The organism is Lentzea sp., from assembly GCF_036380075.1.
Lineage (GTDB): Bacteria > Actinomycetota > Actinomycetes > Mycobacteriales > Pseudonocardiaceae > Lentzea.
In genome coordinates this window covers 1-15,065 of sequence record NZ_DASVFL010000306.1, presented here as the reverse complement: position 1 = coordinate 15,065, position 15,065 = coordinate 1, and the positions used below count along the sequence as shown (strand labels likewise).

Annotated in this window: 14 protein-coding genes; 5 read left to right on the top strand and 9 right to left on the bottom strand. The window is 72.1% G+C overall.

The window, feature by feature from the left end; genetic code table 11:
- Nucleotides 1-441, bottom strand: a 441-nt coding sequence (locus tag VF330_RS32260) for a hypothetical protein (RefSeq protein WP_330855484.1), incomplete at its 3' end; no start/stop codon positions are given.
- 109 nt (nucleotides 442-550) lie between these two features.
- Between VF330_RS32260 and VF330_RS32255 the strand changes: the two genes are divergently transcribed.
- The 5 genes from VF330_RS32255 to VF330_RS32235 are packed head-to-tail and all read left to right on the top strand — an operon-like array spanning nucleotide 551 to nucleotide 6,977.
- The gene (locus VF330_RS32255; protein ID WP_330855483.1) at nucleotides 551-1,276 is read left to right on the top strand and encodes a response regulator transcription factor; all 726 of its coding nucleotides are present in this window, start codon (nucleotides 551-553) and stop codon (nucleotides 1,274-1,276) included.
- Nucleotides 1,254-2,675 (top strand): HAMP domain-containing sensor histidine kinase, encoded by a 1,422-nt coding sequence (locus VF330_RS32250; RefSeq protein ID WP_330855482.1) that lies wholly within the window; start codon nucleotides 1,254-1,256, stop codon nucleotides 2,673-2,675. Before VF330_RS32255 ends, VF330_RS32250 begins: the two co-directional genes overlap by 23 nt.
- 17 nt (nucleotides 2,676-2,692) lie before the next feature.
- A complete protein-coding gene (locus tag VF330_RS32245; RefSeq protein WP_330855481.1) occupies nucleotides 2,693-4,423 on the top strand; it encodes an ArnT family glycosyltransferase in 1,731 nt (576 codons plus the stop codon).
- A complete protein-coding gene (locus VF330_RS32240) occupies nucleotides 4,420-5,163 on the top strand; it encodes a dolichyl-phosphate beta-glucosyltransferase (protein ID WP_414675505.1) in 744 nt (247 codons plus the stop codon). The genes VF330_RS32245 and VF330_RS32240 overlap by 4 nt, the downstream gene beginning before the upstream one ends.
- Complete coding sequence (locus VF330_RS32235; RefSeq protein WP_330855480.1) at nucleotides 5,160-6,977, top strand: glycosyltransferase family 39 protein; 1,818 nt, start codon at nucleotides 5,160-5,162, stop codon at nucleotides 6,975-6,977. Before VF330_RS32240 ends, VF330_RS32235 begins: the two co-directional genes overlap by 4 nt.
- Nucleotides 6,978-6,980: 3 nt before the next feature.
- On the opposite strand, the gene VF330_RS32230 is transcribed toward VF330_RS32235, so the two are convergent.
- The 8 genes from VF330_RS32230 to VF330_RS32195 all read right to left on the bottom strand — a co-directional run.
- Nucleotides 6,981-7,769, bottom strand: coding sequence for an SGNH/GDSL hydrolase family protein (locus VF330_RS32230; protein ID WP_330855479.1), 789 nt, complete (start codon nucleotides 7,767-7,769; stop codon nucleotides 6,981-6,983).
- 53 nt (nucleotides 7,770-7,822) lie between these two features.
- A complete protein-coding gene (locus VF330_RS32225) occupies nucleotides 7,823-8,833 on the bottom strand; it encodes a hypothetical protein (RefSeq protein WP_330855478.1) in 1,011 nt (336 codons plus the stop codon).
- A gap of 274 nt (nucleotides 8,834-9,107) precedes the next feature.
- Nucleotides 9,108-10,049, bottom strand: coding sequence for a DUF389 domain-containing protein (locus VF330_RS32220; RefSeq protein WP_330855477.1), 942 nt, complete (start codon nucleotides 10,047-10,049; stop codon nucleotides 9,108-9,110).
- Entirely contained in the window at nucleotides 10,049-11,824 is a 1,776-nt protein-coding gene (gene aspS, locus VF330_RS32215) for an aspartate--tRNA ligase (RefSeq protein WP_330855476.1), read from the bottom strand. The genes VF330_RS32220 and aspS overlap by 1 nt, the downstream gene beginning before the upstream one ends.
- Before the next feature lie 66 nt (nucleotides 11,825-11,890).
- Entirely contained in the window at nucleotides 11,891-12,265 is a 375-nt protein-coding gene (locus VF330_RS32210; RefSeq protein WP_330855475.1) for a hypothetical protein, read from the bottom strand.
- A 5-nt stretch (nucleotides 12,266-12,270) separates the two neighbouring features.
- On the bottom strand, nucleotides 12,271-13,302 hold the full coding sequence (locus VF330_RS32205; protein ID WP_330855474.1) for a hypothetical protein: 1,032 nt from the start codon (nucleotides 13,300-13,302) through the stop codon (nucleotides 12,271-12,273).
- Nucleotides 13,303-13,361: 59 nt separating this feature from the next.
- A complete protein-coding gene (locus tag VF330_RS32200) occupies nucleotides 13,362-14,531 on the bottom strand; it encodes a S8 family peptidase (protein WP_330855473.1) in 1,170 nt (389 codons plus the stop codon).
- A 120-nt stretch (nucleotides 14,532-14,651) separates the two neighbouring features.
- Nucleotides 14,652-15,065, bottom strand: a 414-nt coding sequence (locus VF330_RS32195; RefSeq protein ID WP_330855472.1) for a S8 family serine peptidase, incomplete at its 5' end; no start/stop codon positions are given.

Sequence of the window (15,065 nt, the reverse complement as noted above, 5' to 3'; positions counted from 1 at the left end):
GACGGACTTGCCGTCCTCGGTGGTGGCGATCACGGTCACGGTGTCGCCTTTCTCGACACCTTCGGCCACGGTCTCGGCGTCGATCACGTAGGTCTTCGTGTAGCCGTCGGTGGACTTCACCTCGATGGAGGTGTCGCTGATGGCGGTCACCTCGCCGCTCTGGAACTCGCCGTGGGTCTCCGTGCCGAACCCGAAGCCGCCGCGCATGCCGCCGCCCATGCCGTCCGGCGGGGCGCCGCCCATGCCGCCGGGTCCCATGCCGCCGGCGCCGGTCTGCTGGTTCGTGCCGCTGGCCGCGTAGATCGCGACGCCTCCGGCGGCGGCGATGCCGACGGCGATGGCCACGGCGGCCACCGTCTTCTTCACGGTCCACGCCGGGCGGGCCGCGGGGTCGGGTGAAGCCTGGGGTGCGCCCCACTCCGGGGGCTGTTGCTCGGTCATGGGAGCCACCGTGGCGGCGCCGGCTGTGCTGAACCTGTGCCTGGCCCAGGCTCCAGCTGTGGGACCCGCTCACAGCTGGTACACAGGATCGGCACTCACGATGGGAGCCATGCGCGCGATGAAGACCGAACTCCGCAGGCCCGACGGGCAGCCGGTGCGGGTGCTCGTGGTCGACGACGAGTCCACTCTGGCCGAGCTCATGACGATGGCGCTGCGCATGGAGAAGTGGGACGTGCGCACGGCCCTCGACGGCCAGACCGCGGTGAGGACGGCGCGCGAGTTCCGCCCGGACGTCGTGGTGCTCGACGTGATGCTGCCCGACTTCGACGGGTTCGAGGTGCTGCGCAAGATGCGCGCCGAGTCGCCGGTCCTGCCCGTGCTGTTCCTCACGGCGAAGGACGCGGTGGAGGACCGCATCGCCGGGCTCACCGCGGGCGGCGACGACTACGTGACCAAGCCGTTCTCGCTGGAGGAGGTCGTGCTGCGGTTGCGCGCGCTGCTGCGGCGCACCGGCGTGACCGACGCGGACGCGGGCACGCGGCTGGTCGTCGGCGACCTGTCGCTCAACGAGGAGACGCGCGAGGTCGACCGCGGCGGCACGTCGATCGACCTGACGGCGACGGAGTTCGAGCTGCTGCGCTACCTGATGCGCAACCCGAAGCGGGTGCTGAGCAAGGCGCAGATCCTGGACCGCGTGTGGAGCTACGACTTCGGCGGCCAGGCCAACATCGTCGAGCTCTACATCTCCTACCTGCGCAAGAAGATCGACGCCGGGCGCACACCGATGATCCACACGATGCGGGGCGCGGGCTATGTCCTCAAGCCCGCGTCCTAGGACGCTGCGCCCCAGAACGCTGCGGGCGCAGCTCGTCTCCGGTCAGATCGTCCTGCTCACGGCGCTGTGCCTGGTGATCGGCGGCGTGTCGGTGCTCGCGCTGCACGCGTTCCTGATGAGCAACCTCGACCGCGAGGTCACGACGCTGCGGCCGGCGCCGCCCGGCTCGCCGTACGGCCCGCCGGGCATCAACGCGCGGATCCAGCAGGACGGCACGGTCCGCGGCACGATCGAGCTGCCGGGGTCGCAGCAGCCGCGCCTGCTCACCGACGACGAGATCGCGGCCCTGGAGGCCGCGCCGTCGAGCCTGCACACGGTCGACCTCGGCGAGGCGGGCGAGTTCCGCGTGGTCACCGACCGGATGGGGATCAAGGGCCTGTCGCTGCAGCCCGTCACGGACATCGTGTGGCAGATGGTGTGGATCCTCGCGGGGCTCATCGTCGCGGGTGCGGCGGCGGTCGCACTGGCGGGCAGGGTGGTGGTGCGGCGGGCGCTCGTGCCGCTCGACCGCGTCGCCGAGACCGCGACCCGCGTGTCGGAGCTGCCGTTGCACGAGGGCGAGGTCGCGCTCGCCGAGCGCGTGCCGGAGGAGGACACCGACCCGGCCACGGAGGTCGGCAAGGTCGGTCTCGCGCTCAACAAGATGCTCGGCCACGTCGACGAGGCGCTGAAGGCGCGGCACGACAGCGAGACGAGGGTCCGCCAGTTCGTCGCCGACGCCTCGCACGAGCTCAGGACCCCTCTCGCCGCGATCCGCGGCTACGCGGAGCTGACCCGCCGCACCGGCGAGGACCTGCCGCCCGCGGTCACCCACGCGATGGGCCGGGTGGAGTCCGAGGCGGTGCGGATGACGTCGCTGGTGGAGGACCTGCTGCTGCTGGCGAGGCTCGACGCGGGCCGCCCGCTGGAGAGCGCGGACGTGGACCTGTCGCGGCTGGTGCTGGACGTGGTCGGCGACGCCCGCATCGCCGGTCCCGACCACAGCTGGCGGCTCGCGCTGCCGCAGGACCCCGTGGTGGTCCCCGGTGACGTGCAACGGCTGCACCAGGTCATTGGCAACCTGCTGTCCAACGCCCGCGCGCACACCCCGCCGGGCACCACGGTGACGACCGGCCTGTCCGTCCACAACGGACGCGTCGACCTGACCGTCACCGACGACGGGCCCGGCGTCCCCGAGGGCCTGGAGGTCTTCGAACGGTTCGCGCGCGGCGACTCGTCGCGGTCGCGGGCGGCGGGCAGCACCGGGCTGGGGCTCTCGATCGTGGCGGCCGTGGTCGGCGCGCACGACGGCGAGGTGTCCGTGGCGAGCCGGCCGGGTCACACCACGTTCACGGTCTCGCTGCGCAGGGCGGCGCACACAGGTCGTTCACAGCAGGGGCACACGACCCACCCAGGCTAGGCCGCGACTCTCGTCGCATGAGACGAGAACGCCTGGCGCTGGCGGCCCTGCTGATCGCGACCGGCGCGCTGTACCTGTGGCGGCTGGGGGACTCGGGCTGGGCGAACGCCTACTACTCGGCCGCCGCGCAGGCCGGTGCGACGAGCTGGAAGGCGTGGTTCTTCGGCTCCTCGGACGCCTCGAACGCGATCACCGTGGACAAGACGCCCGCCTCGCTGTGGGTGATGGGGCTGTCCGCGCGGCTGTTCGGCGTGAACGCGTGGAGCATCCTGGTGCCGCAGGCGTTGATGGGCGTGGGCAGCGTGTGGCTGCTGCACGCGACGGTCCGCCGCTGGTTCTCCCCCGCCGCCGCGCTGATCTCCGGCGCGGTGCTGGCGCTGACACCGGTCGCGGTGCTGATGTTCCGCTTCAACAACCCGGACGCGCTGCTGGTCCTGCTGCTCGTCGCGGGTGCGTACTGCGTGACCCGCGCGGCCGAGAACGCAAGCCCGTACTGGCTGATGCTGGCCGGGGTCGCGGTCGGGTTCGGCTTCCTCACCAAGATGCTGCAGGCGTTCCTGGTGCTTCCCGCGTTCGGTCTCGTCTACCTGCTGGCCGCCCCGGCGCCGCTCGGCAGGCGGGTGCTGCACCTGGCCGGCGCGTTCGGCGCGATGGTGGTGGCGGGCGGCTGGTGGATCGCGGCCGTCGAGCTGACGCCGGACCGGCCGTTCATCGGCGGCTCGCAGACGAACAGCGTGCTGGAGCTGACGCTGGGCTACAACGGTTTCGGCCGGCTCACCGGTGACGAGGTCGGCAGCGTCGGCGGCGGCCGCGGCTGGGGCTCGCCGGGCTGGGCCCGCCTGCTGGGCGCGGAGATGGGCAGTCAGATCGCGTGGCTGCTGCCGGCCGCGGTGGTGCTGCTGGTCGCGGGACTGTGGCTGACGACCGGTCGCGCCCGCACGGCACTGGCGCTGTGGGGCGGCTGGCTCGTCGTCACCGCCGGGGTCTTCAGCTTCATGAACGGGATCATCCACTCCTACTACACCGTGGCGCTGGCGCCCGCGATCGCCGCCGTCATCGGCATCGCCACCACGCAGCTCTGGGAACGCCGCCACGAACCCGTCGCGGCGGCGGTGCTCTCGGGTTCCGTCGCGTTGAGCGCGCTGCAGTGCTACGTGCTGATCAACGGGTTCTCCACGCCCGTCGCGCTGCTCGTGCTGATGGCGGGGCTGATCGCGGCGGTCGGGCTGGTGCTGTCGATGCGGTGGGCCATCCCGGTCGCGCTGGTCGCGGCGCTGCTCGGCCCGACCACCTACTCGTTCGCGACCGTCACCACCCCGCACACCGGCGCGCTGCCGGTCGCGGGCCCGTCGACCGGGCGGATGGGCATGGGCGGCGGTGGTGGTGGCGGCCTGCTCGACACCACGCTCCCCGACGCCGAGGTCGTGACCCTGTTGCAGGACAACGCGAGCAGCTACAAGTGGGCCGCCGCGACCGTCGGCTCCAACAACGCCGCCGGGCTCCAGCTCGCCAGCGGGCAACCGGTGATGGCGCTGGGCGGGTTCAACGGCACCGACCCCGCGCCGACGCTGGAGCAGTTCCAGCAGATGGTCCGGAATGGACAGATCCACTACTTCGTCGCCGCCGGCCGGATGATGCAGGGCGAGACCGGCAGCGACGCGGCCCACCGGATCGCCGAGTGGGTCGCCGCGAACCACACCGCGACCACCGTCAGCGGTACCACCCTCTACGCATTGGACGCGTCATGACCACTCTCGACGTGGTGATCCCGGTGTACAACGAGGAACGCGACCTGCCGAGGTGCGTCGACCGGCTGGTCACCGAGCTCCCCGCGCTGTTCCCGCACTCGTTCCGGATCACCGTCGCGGACAACGCCAGCACCGACCGCACCTGGGAGGTCGCGCAGGACCTGACGCGCGAGCACGACCGGGTGCGGGCGGTCCACCTCCCGCGCAAGGGCCGGGGTGGCGCTCTCAAAGAGGTCTGGTCGGTGTCGGACGCGGAAGTGCTGGCGTACATGGACGTCGACCTCTCGACGGACCTGCGGGCGTTGGCGCCGCTGGTCGCGCCGCTGCTGTCCGGGCACTCCGACCTCGCCATCGGCAGCAGGCTCGCGCACGGCGCACGCGTCGTCCGCGGCCTGAAGCGCGAGGTGATCTCCCGCTGCTACAACGTGTTGCTGCACGCCACCCTGGCCACGCACTTCACCGACGCGCAGTGCGGGTTCAAGGCGATCCACACGCGCGCCGCACACCGCCTGCTGCCGCTGGTCGAGGACACCGCCTGGTTCTTCGACACCGAGCTGCTCGTGCTCGCCGAACGCGCGGGCCTGCGCATCCACGAGGTCCCCGTCGACTGGGTGGACGACCCGGACTCCCGCGTCGACATCGTCTCCACCGCCCTGGCCGACCTGCGCGGCATCGCGCGGATGCGCCGCCGCACACCGAGGGCTCTGCCCGCCGCCGAACTGGAAAGGGTCCCGGCATGACCGCCACACTCGCCCCCGCGCCCGTCGCCGCACCGACACCGCCGCCGAGCCGGAACCCGAAGACCGCGCACCGCATCGCCTTCCTGGGCCTGCTGGCCGCGACGGCCGTGCTGTACCTGTGGAACCTCACCGCCACCGGCTGGGGCAACGACTTCTACGCGGCGGCGACGCAGGCCGCGTCGCAGAGCTGGAAGGCGCTGCTGTTCGGCTCGCTCGACCCCGGCAACACGATCACCGTCGACAAGCCGCCCGCGTTCCTGTGGGTGAGCGGGCTGTTCGCGAAGGCGTTCGGGTTCTCCAGCTGGACAGTGCTCGCCCCGCAGGCCCTCGAAGGCGTCGCGGCCGTGGGGTTGTTGTACGCCACGGTGAAGCGCACGTCCGGTCCCCTGGCGGCGTTGTTCGCCGGAGCGGCGTTCGCGCTGACGCCGGTGGCCACGCTGATGTTCCGGTTCAACCTGCCGGACGCGCTGCTGGTGCTGCTGATGGTCGCGGCCGCCTACTGCACGGTGCGGGCGCTGGAGAAGGCGAGCCCGGCGTGGCTGGCGCTCGCGGGCGTCGCGGTCGGGTTCGCGTTCCTCACCAAGATGCTGCAGGGCTTCCTGGTGCTGCCCGCGCTGGCGCTCGCCTACCTCGTCGCCGCGCCGACGTCGGTGCCGAAGCGCCTGCTGCACCTGCTCGGCGCCGGTGCCGCGGTCGTCGTGTCGGCCGGGTGGTTCATCGCGCTCGTCGAGCTGTGGCCGGCGGACAGCCGCCCGTACATCGGCGGGTCGACCAACGACTCGTTGTGGGAGCTGGCGATCGGCTACAACGGCCTCGGCCGGATCTTCGGCGGCTCCGGCGGCGGACCCGGCGGCGGTGGCATGGGCGGCAACGGGAACATCGGCTTCGGCGGCGAGACCGGCGTCGGCCGGCTGTTCGGCGCCAGCATGGGCCAGGAGATCTCCTGGCTGCTGCCCGCCGCGCTGATCGGCCTCGGCGCCGGGCTGTGGTTCCTGCGGCAGGCGCCGCGGACGAACCGCACCCGTGCGGCGCTGGTCGTCTGGGGCGGCTGGGTCCTGGTGACCGGTGCGGTGTTCAGCTTCATGAGCGGCATCACGCACCCCTACTACACCGTCGCGCTGGCACCCGCGATCGCCGCGCTCGCCGGCATCACCGGACGGGAGCTGTGGCGCGGACGGGCGCACTTCCCGGTGCGCGTGGCGTTGACGGCGATGGTCGCGGCGACCGGCGTGTGGGGCTTCATCCTGCTCGACCGCACCCCGGACTGGACGCCGTGGCTGCGCTGGGTCCTGCTGGCCGTGACCGCGGTGGCGGTGGGCGCGCTGCTGTTCGGCTCCGGCCGGAGGTGGCTCGTGGGCGTGCTGGTCGCGGCGGCGCTGCTGGGCACCTCCGGCTACGCGCTGGCGACCGCGGCCGTCCCGCACAGCGGCTCGATCCCGTTGTCCGGCCCCAGGGCCCAGCAGGGCATGGGCATGGGCATGCGCGAGGGCGGTTCGTCGACGGAGGTCGTGCAGCTGCTCAAGGCCACCGACACCGAGTGGGCGGCCGCGACGGTCGGCGCGCAGGGCGCCGCGTCGTTGCAGCTGGCGTCCGGGCGGCCGGTGATCGCGATCGGCGGCTGGAACGGCAGCGACCCCGCGCCCACGCTCGACGAGTTCAAGGCGCTCGTCGCGGACGGCAGGATCCGGTACTTCGTCTCCGGTGGCGGAGGTGGCGGCGGCCGCGGCGGCGACAGCGGGATCGCCGAGTGGGTCGCGGCGACGTTCCAGGCCACGACCGTCGGCGGTCAGACGCTCTACGACCTGGGCGGCTGAGGATCAGAGCAGGCCGGTGTCGGCGGGCAGCACGTCCCCCGGCACCGGCCCCGCGCCGGCCGGGAACACCTCGGCCGGCGCCTCGTCGTTCCACAGCAACGGCACCAGGTCCGCACCCCGGCGGCACAGCCACGGAATCCCCTTGAGCACCAACCAGGCCACGTGGTGCCACACCGTCAGCTCGCGCCCGCCGGAGCACTCCAGGCTGACGTCGCCGACGGTGTGCCCGAGCGCGCGCAGCTCGGCCGCGAACGCCCGCGCCAGCATCCGGTGACCGCGTTCGGACGGGTGCAGCCGGTCGACCGCCCACGTCTCCAGCTCGTACGCGCCGGGCACCGCGTGCAGGTCGACGCACCGGACCCCGTGCCGTGCCACGACGACGTCGACCACGCGGTTGTACTCGTCGATGCGGTGCTTCAGCACCCGCCGCAGCCGGCCGGGCAGCTTGAACACCCGCCCCTGGTCGTGGAACCGGACGGTGACCACGGAGACGCCGGCGGCCGTCAGCGCGCCGCACACGTGGTCGAGGTCCTCGTGCATCCGCCGCGCCGAGAAGTCCGACCGCAGCGTGTCGTTGACGCCCGCGACGACGACGGCCGCGGTGGGCCGGTCCGCCAGCGCCCGCGGCAGCTGCGTGCGCCGGACGTCGGCCAGCCGCGCACCGGACACCGCGTGGTTGCGGTAGCCGTTGTCCTCGAACGCGGCCGAGAGGATCGGGCCGAAGCCGCGCCAGCCGCCGGGCACGAGGTCGCCGATCCCGACCGCTGTCGAGTCACCGAGTAGCACCAGCACGCGGTTCAGCATCGGCGCGCCCGGTGAGCCGGGAATGACCGCGCGGGAACGGTTCAGCGAAATGCTGGGTAAAGCGGGAGTTCGAGCACCTCGGAGCCGTAGCGGTCGGCCAGCGCGCCGATCACGGCGTCCGCGTGGGAGGCGACCGACTTCTCGCCCAGGACCAGCGCGTCGGCCCGCAGCCGGACCCAGCGCCCGGTCAGCACGACGCTGCGCGGCGGCGCGTCGTCGACGTTCGGCATGGGCTTGGACAGCGCCCGCCACGTCGCGAGCCACACCCACAGCAGCTGGGCCTCCAGCAGCCGCGGTAAGAGCACCGCGTCGTCGTCCATCTCGGGCCACACCGCCCCGACCTCGGCGCGCCAGGCGGCGACCATGGCCTCGGACATGCCCGGCGGCAGGCCCCACCCGCACCAGCAGGACGGGAACGGCACGCGCAGCGCGGCCGCGTCGAACACGATGTCGCGGACGCAGCCGCCCTCGAAGTCGACGAACCGGACGCCGCGCGAGGTGACCAGGTGGTTGTCCGGGCACGACGTCGACGGGCTGAACGCGCGCCGCCGCGAGGTGCTGAACGCCCGCGTCGCCCCGGCCGCGAACTCGGCGGCCTGCGAGGACGTCTCGATGCCCAGCGTGGACTCCAGCAGCGCCGGTAAGCCCGCGACGGCCGCGTGCACGTCGACCGCGATCGGGTCCTGGCAGCACTGCGCACCGGCGCGGCGCATCAGTGCGTCGAAGTCGGCGTCACGGCCCGCCGTGGTGGCGTGCAGGCGGCCCATGGCGTGCGCCCACGAGAGCAGGCCTCGTTCGGCGGCGCGGGCGTCCTTGGCGTGCAGCTTCTCGGACAGCCGCGGCGCACGGCCCAGGTCCTCCAGCACCACCAGACGCGACGTGGCGTCGTGCGCGAAGAGCTCCGGGGTGGCGCGCTCCTCCGCCGGCAGCGCGGTCAGCAGCTGGTGGCTGACGGCCTCGTGCGCCCACGGGTCGCGGTCGCCGCTGGCCTCCGGGTACCGCTTCACGACCAGCGTCCTGGGCATGGAGAACGGCGAGGACGCCACTCTCACGCGGATGACGACGGAACGACCGGTACCCCCGAGAGCCTCGGGGTCCGCGAGACGCACCCTGGCGCCCATTCTCCTGGTCAGTACCCGCTCCGCCGCCCCGACAGCGTCGGCTATCTCAGGTGAAGTCGTGTCGGGAGGGCCCGCGGTGATCTCCACGCTCATCCCCTCCGACCCTACTCCCCAAGTTCGCGAGCCGGACCGACGCTAATGCGGCCGGGCCGCGACCACCACCACCCGTGGACAACGGCTGACACCGCCCGCGGATACGCGTTGATCATCCCCTGGACAGTGGACGTGTGGAAACACCATCCGTTGCCCGGCGCCTGCGGATCAACAACACGAACGCGGCCGCGGCGACAATACCGATCAAGTTGATGCCCAGTTGAGCGACCGCGGGCCCCACCCTGTCCCACACTCCGAGAACCGCGGCCAGCGCGGCGTACCCGGCGGCGGGGACGGTGGTGACCGAGATGAACACGCCGACGAGCGCCGCGGACTTGGCCGACGTCATCGAGAGCATGCCCGCCGCGCCCGCCAGCAGCGCCACGATCAGCGAGAACGGCCCGAACTGGTAGATGAAGTCGACCTCGTGGCCGTTGATCAGCGCGTCCCGGTCGAACAGGCCGCCGAGCTCGCCCACCCAGGTCAGCAGCGACGTGACCACCATGGCCAGCGGAAACCCGACCGCCAGGGCGAGCAGCGCCTGCCTGACCAGGTCCCACCGCTTCGCGACGAGGCCGACGGCGATCGCGGCCAGTGGCCCGAACTCGGGCCCGACGACCATCGCGCCGACGATCGTGACCGGCGAGTTCGTCGCGACGCCGACCGCCGCCAGCAGGCAGGCGATGGTGAGGAACGCCTGGAAGGTGACGCTCGGCCGGGACTCCTCCCCCGACTTCGCGATCAGCTCCTCCCAGACGATCACGTCGGAGCCCTCGCCGGGCGCGCTCTCCTCCGCGCGGTCGGCGGCGTCGGACAGCGAGGTGTCGATCGTCTCGATGGTGACGCCACCGGTGTGGTCGACGTGCAGCTCGCACAGGGCGCTGACGACCTCGTCGACGGCCTCGCGCGCCACGTCGGCGGTGACCAGGTCACCCTCGGGCTGCACCGCCGCGCCACGCAGGAGCACCAGGTGGGTGGCTCCCGCGTGGTCGCGGAGGATCGACAGCACCGCGTCGGTCTGGTCCGAAGGACAGACCACCCGTACGCGAAGCACTACTGCTTCTGGTCGGGCTTGGCGTCGACGCCGGCTTCCTTGCGCTGCTGGGCGGTGATCGGCGCCGGGGCCGCGGTCAGCGGGTCGTAGCCGCCGCCGGACTTCGGGAACGCGATGACCTCGCGGATCGAGTCGACGCCCGCGAGCAGCATGCAGAGGCGGTCCCAGCCCAGGGCGATGCCGCCGTGGGGCGGGGCGCCGAACTTGAACGCGTCGAGCAGGAAGCCGAACTTCTCCTGCGCCTCCTCGGCACCGATGCCCATCACGTTGAACGCGCGCTGCTGCACGTCGGCGCGGTGGATACGGATGGAGCCGCCGCCCAGCTCGTTGCCGTTGAGGATCACGTCGTAGGCGTAGGCCAGGGCGTTGCCCGGGTCCTCCTCGAACCGGTCGACCCACTCCGGCGTCGGCGAGGTGAACGCGTGGTGCAGGGCGGTCCACTTGCCGCCGCCGACCGCGACGTCGCCGGAGTCGAGCTTGTCGACCGACTCGAACATCGGGAAGTCGACGACCCACGCGAACGCCCAGGCGTTCTCGTCGACCAGGCCGACGCGGTGCGCGATCTCGACGCGGGCGGCACCGAGCAGCGCGCGCGCGTCGCGCGGGTCGCCCGCGGCGAAGAAGATGCAGTCGCCGGCGTTGGCGCCGACGGCCTTGGCGAGACCGTCGCGCTCGGCGTCGGTGAGGTTCTTCGCGACCGGGCCGCCGAGCGTGCCGTCCTCGGCGACGAGGACGTAGGCGAGGCCCTTGTGGCCGCGCTGCTTGGCGAACTCCTGCCACCCGTCGAGCGTGCGGCGGGGCTGCGACGCGCCGCCCGGCATGACGACGGCGCCGACGTACGGCGCCTGGAACACGCGGAACGTCGTGTCCTTGAAGTACTCGGTCAGCTCGGTGAGCTCGACGTCGAAGCGCAGGTCCGGCTTGTCGGAGCCGTACTTCGCCATCGCGTCCGCGTAGGAGATGCGGCGGAACGGCAGCGGCAGCTCGACGTCCTTGGTCTCCTTCCAGATCGCGGCGAGGAGCTTCTCGGTGAGCGCGATGACGTCGTCCTGCTCGACGAAGCTCATCTCGACGTCGAGCTGGGTGAACTCCGGCTGGCGGTCGGCGCGGAAGTCCTCGTCGCGGTAGCAGCGCGCGATCTGGTAGTAGCGCTCCAGGCCACCGACCATGAGCAGCTGCTTGAACAGCTGCGGCGACTGCGGCAGCGCGTACCAGGAGCCGGGGCGCAGGCGGGCCGGCACCAGGAAGTCGCGCGCGCCCTCGGGCGTGGAGCGGGTCAGGGTCGGCGTCTCGACCTCGACGAACTTCTCGCCGTGCAGCACCTCGCGGGCGATGCGGCTGACCTCGCTGCGCAGCCGGATGGCCTTGGCGGGGCCGGAGCGGCGCAGGTCGAGGTAGCGGTGCCGCAGCCGCGCCTCCTCGCCGATCTCGCCCTCGGCCTCGACCTGGAACGGCAGCGGCGCCGCCTCGTTGAGCACCTCGAGGTCGGACACGTAGACCTCGATGGCGCCGGTGGCGAGGTCGGGGTTCTCGCTGCCCTCGGGGCGCTTGCTCACCTCACCGGTGACCTTGATGACGTACTCGCTGCGCAGCCGGTGCGCGCGCTCGGCCATCTCGCCCTCGCGGAACACGACCTGGGCCACGCCGGAGGCGTCGCGCAGGTCGATGAAGATGACACCGCCGTGATCCCGCCGGCGGGCGACCCACCCGGTGAGGGTGACGGACTGCCCGGCGTGCTCGGCCCGGAGTGACCCGGCCTCGTGCGTGCGCAACACGGTGGTGGCTCCTTGTAGACGAAGTCAGCTTTGCCGTCAAGGCTAGCTGGAGGCACCGACAGTTTTTCAAGCAGGGCTTTCCGGCCCCGGGAACGACCTTCCGAGCACCGGTTCCGCCTTCGCCCACGCCGCGGGCCAGCCGTGGTCGACCTGCTCGGCGTCCCCCCACCGCGCGATGCGGTGGAGCAGCTCCAGCAGCAGAGCCCGCGGTCGCGGCGCGAGCGACGGCAGCACCTCGACCAGGAACGGCAGCGCCGCGGTGGCGGCCCCGCACACGAACCCGCCCTCCTCGTGGAGGGTCCGGTCGAGGTCGGTGACGGCCCGCGCGACCACCTCGGGGTCGCCGGACAGCAACGCCCGCACGTGACCGGGCGTGTCCAGCGCGGGACCGTAGGCGTGGTCGACCGAGTGCCACGCGACGTCGTCCAGGCCTTCCAGCACCTGCCTCACCCCAGGTCCAGCAGCACCGACGCGGCCAGCGTCGAGACCTTCTGCCCCAGCGACGTCACGGCGTGGTCGTGCACCCTCTCGGCGACGAGGTCCCGGTACTCGCGGGCCCTCGCGACGCCGACCAGCCACACCGCGAAGGCCCGCAGCCGGACGTCCGGGTCGGCCGCCCACACCGGCACGTACGGCACGACCAGGCCCACGTCCGTAGTGTCGCGTTCGAACAGCCGCCGCAGGTAGTCGAGCGCCTCCGTGCGCCACGGCAGCACGTCCACCAGCGCCAGCACGAGGTCGATGCCCTCGAAGTCCTTCGGCCCCACGAGCCAGAGCACGTGCTCCAGCACCTCGTCGTAGCCCATCTCGTACGACCCGGTGGCGAGGAACAGCTCCAGGTCACCGGTCAGCCCGCGCAGGATGACGCCGGCGTCCGGCCTCGTCGCCGCGGACACGAGCAGCCGCGCCTGCGGCTCGCCGCCGGGCACCGCCAGCTCCCGCAGCCACCCGGTCGCGGCCTCGTCGCCCCGCCCGGCGAACTCCGTCGCGACGAGCACCAGGCACAGCCGCGTGGCCGGGTCGGTCTCCTCCTCCCACCGCGCGGACAGGGCGGGCAGGACGGGCGCGCTGTCTCCGAGCCCCTTGCCCAGCAGGAACAGCACGCCCCGCCGCACCGCCGCGGAACCGTGGTCCAGCAGGGCGATCATCGCCGGCTTCGAGGCCTCCCAGGCGGGCGGCCAGCTCGGGTCCACGTCGGCGGAGCCGCTGCCCCCGGCGACCGCGATGGCGCCGCACAGGTTCTCCAGCAGCCACTCGCGGCTGGGGGTGTTGTCGTGGGCGACCAGCTCCAGCAGGAACGGCCAGGCCGCCGCGGTCGCCTCGCTGACCTCGGACTCGCCGCCGCTCAGGTGCCGTACCAGCTCCTCGTGCGGTTCGACGGAGGTCCGCGCCTGCCGCAGCAACCGGGGCAGGTCGTCGCCGTACCCGTCGTGACTGCGCAACCGGTACCAGTCGATGCTCTTGAAACCGTCCACCACGGACCCGAGCATAGGAAAAGGGCCGCGACCCCGGTCGCGGCCCTTCCCCGGAACTCAGCTCACGCGGAGGGCGCGAGGTACAGCAGGCGGTTCGGCGAACCCGAGCCCGGGTTCGTCACCTTGGACGCCGTCGACTGCGCGACCAGGTACGAAGCGACCTGGGCCGGCGTCGCCGACGGGTTGGTGGAGAGGTAGCGCGCCGCGGCGCCTGCGACGTGCGGGGTGGCCATCGACGTGCCCGAGATGGTGTTGGTGGCCGAGTCGGAGGTGTTCCACGCCGACGTGATCGACGAGCCCGGCGCGAAGATGTCCAGCACGGAACCGTAGTTCGAGTAGGACGCGCGGGCGTCGGTGCGCTCGGTGGCGCCCACGGTGATCGCCTCGGTCACGCGGGCCGGGGAGAAGGTCGAGGCGTTGGCGTTCGAGTTGCCGGCCGCGACCGCGAAGGTCACGCCCTTGGCGATGGCGTTGCGCGTGGCGGTGTCGAGGGTGGCGTTGGAGCTGCCGCCGAGCGACATGTTGGCGACGGCGGGCTTGACGGCGTTGTTGCCGACCCAGTCGATGCCGGCGGCCACACCGGCGAGGGTGCCGGAGCCGCTGTTGTCGAGGACGCGGACGGCGACGATCTTGGCGTTCTTCGCGACACCGTACTGCGAGCCCGCGATGGTGCCGGCGACGTGCGTGCCGTGGCCGTTGCCGTCCTGCGCGACGTTGTCGTTGTCGACGAAGTCGCGGCCGTTGGTGGCGCGGCCGCCGAACGTGGAGTGGCTGATGCGCACACCGGTGTCGATGACGTACGCCGTCACGCCGGATCCGGTCGAGGTGTAGCTGTAGGAGCTGTCGAGCGGCAGGTTGCGCTGGTCGATGCGGTCGAGACCCCACGACGGCGGGTTCGCCTGCGTCGCCTGCACGTGCACGACCTGGTCGGCCTCGACGAACTCGACCGACGGGTCGGCGGCCAGGCGCTTGGCCTGCTTCTCCGTCAGCTTCACGTTGAAGCCGCCGAAGCTGGTGTAGTCGCGCTCGACCTTGGCGCCGAAGCGGGAGGCGAGGGAGTGCGAGTTGCCCTTGCCCTCCTTCAGCTTCACGATGAAGCTGCCGGCGACCTTCTCGGGCGCGTTGAGGGAGAGGACCTCGCCCTCGGCGGCGTAAGCGTTGGGAACCATCAGAACCGAGAGGGCGAGGCTCGCCGCGCCCGCGCCGGCGAGGAACCGGATCTTTCGCGTCATGATGTGCATTCCGTTCTTGTGCAGGGGAACGATGCGCTTTCGACGCTATGGATGGATCCGGTTCCTGCCAAGGGTGTCCTACGGATTAAGACGCCGTGGAATTGACGGACATTTCACGCTTCACAGAGATGGCGGCCAGTAGAGGATACGAGTGACGGGTGGCGTGCCGGGAGTTCCCGTGCTAACCACCGCGTTTTCCACCTGAGCGGGCGTGGCCGTGCGGTTGACCTCCAGGAACCGCGCCGCGACACCGGCCGCGTGCGGGGACGCCATGGACGACCCGCTGAGCGTCGCGGTGGCCGTGTCACTGGTGTTCCAGGCGGACGGGATGCTGACGCCGGCCGCCCAGATGTCCACCAGGGGCCCGTAGTTGGACGACGACGCCTTGGTGTCGTTCTGCGTCAACGCACCTACGCAGATCGCCTGCGAAACCCGTTGCGGCGACGAGTTCGCGGGGTCGGTGTTGCTGCCGCCGGCCGCGACGGTGTACGAGACGCCGGAGTCGATCGACTTCTTCACCGCGGTGTCCAGCGC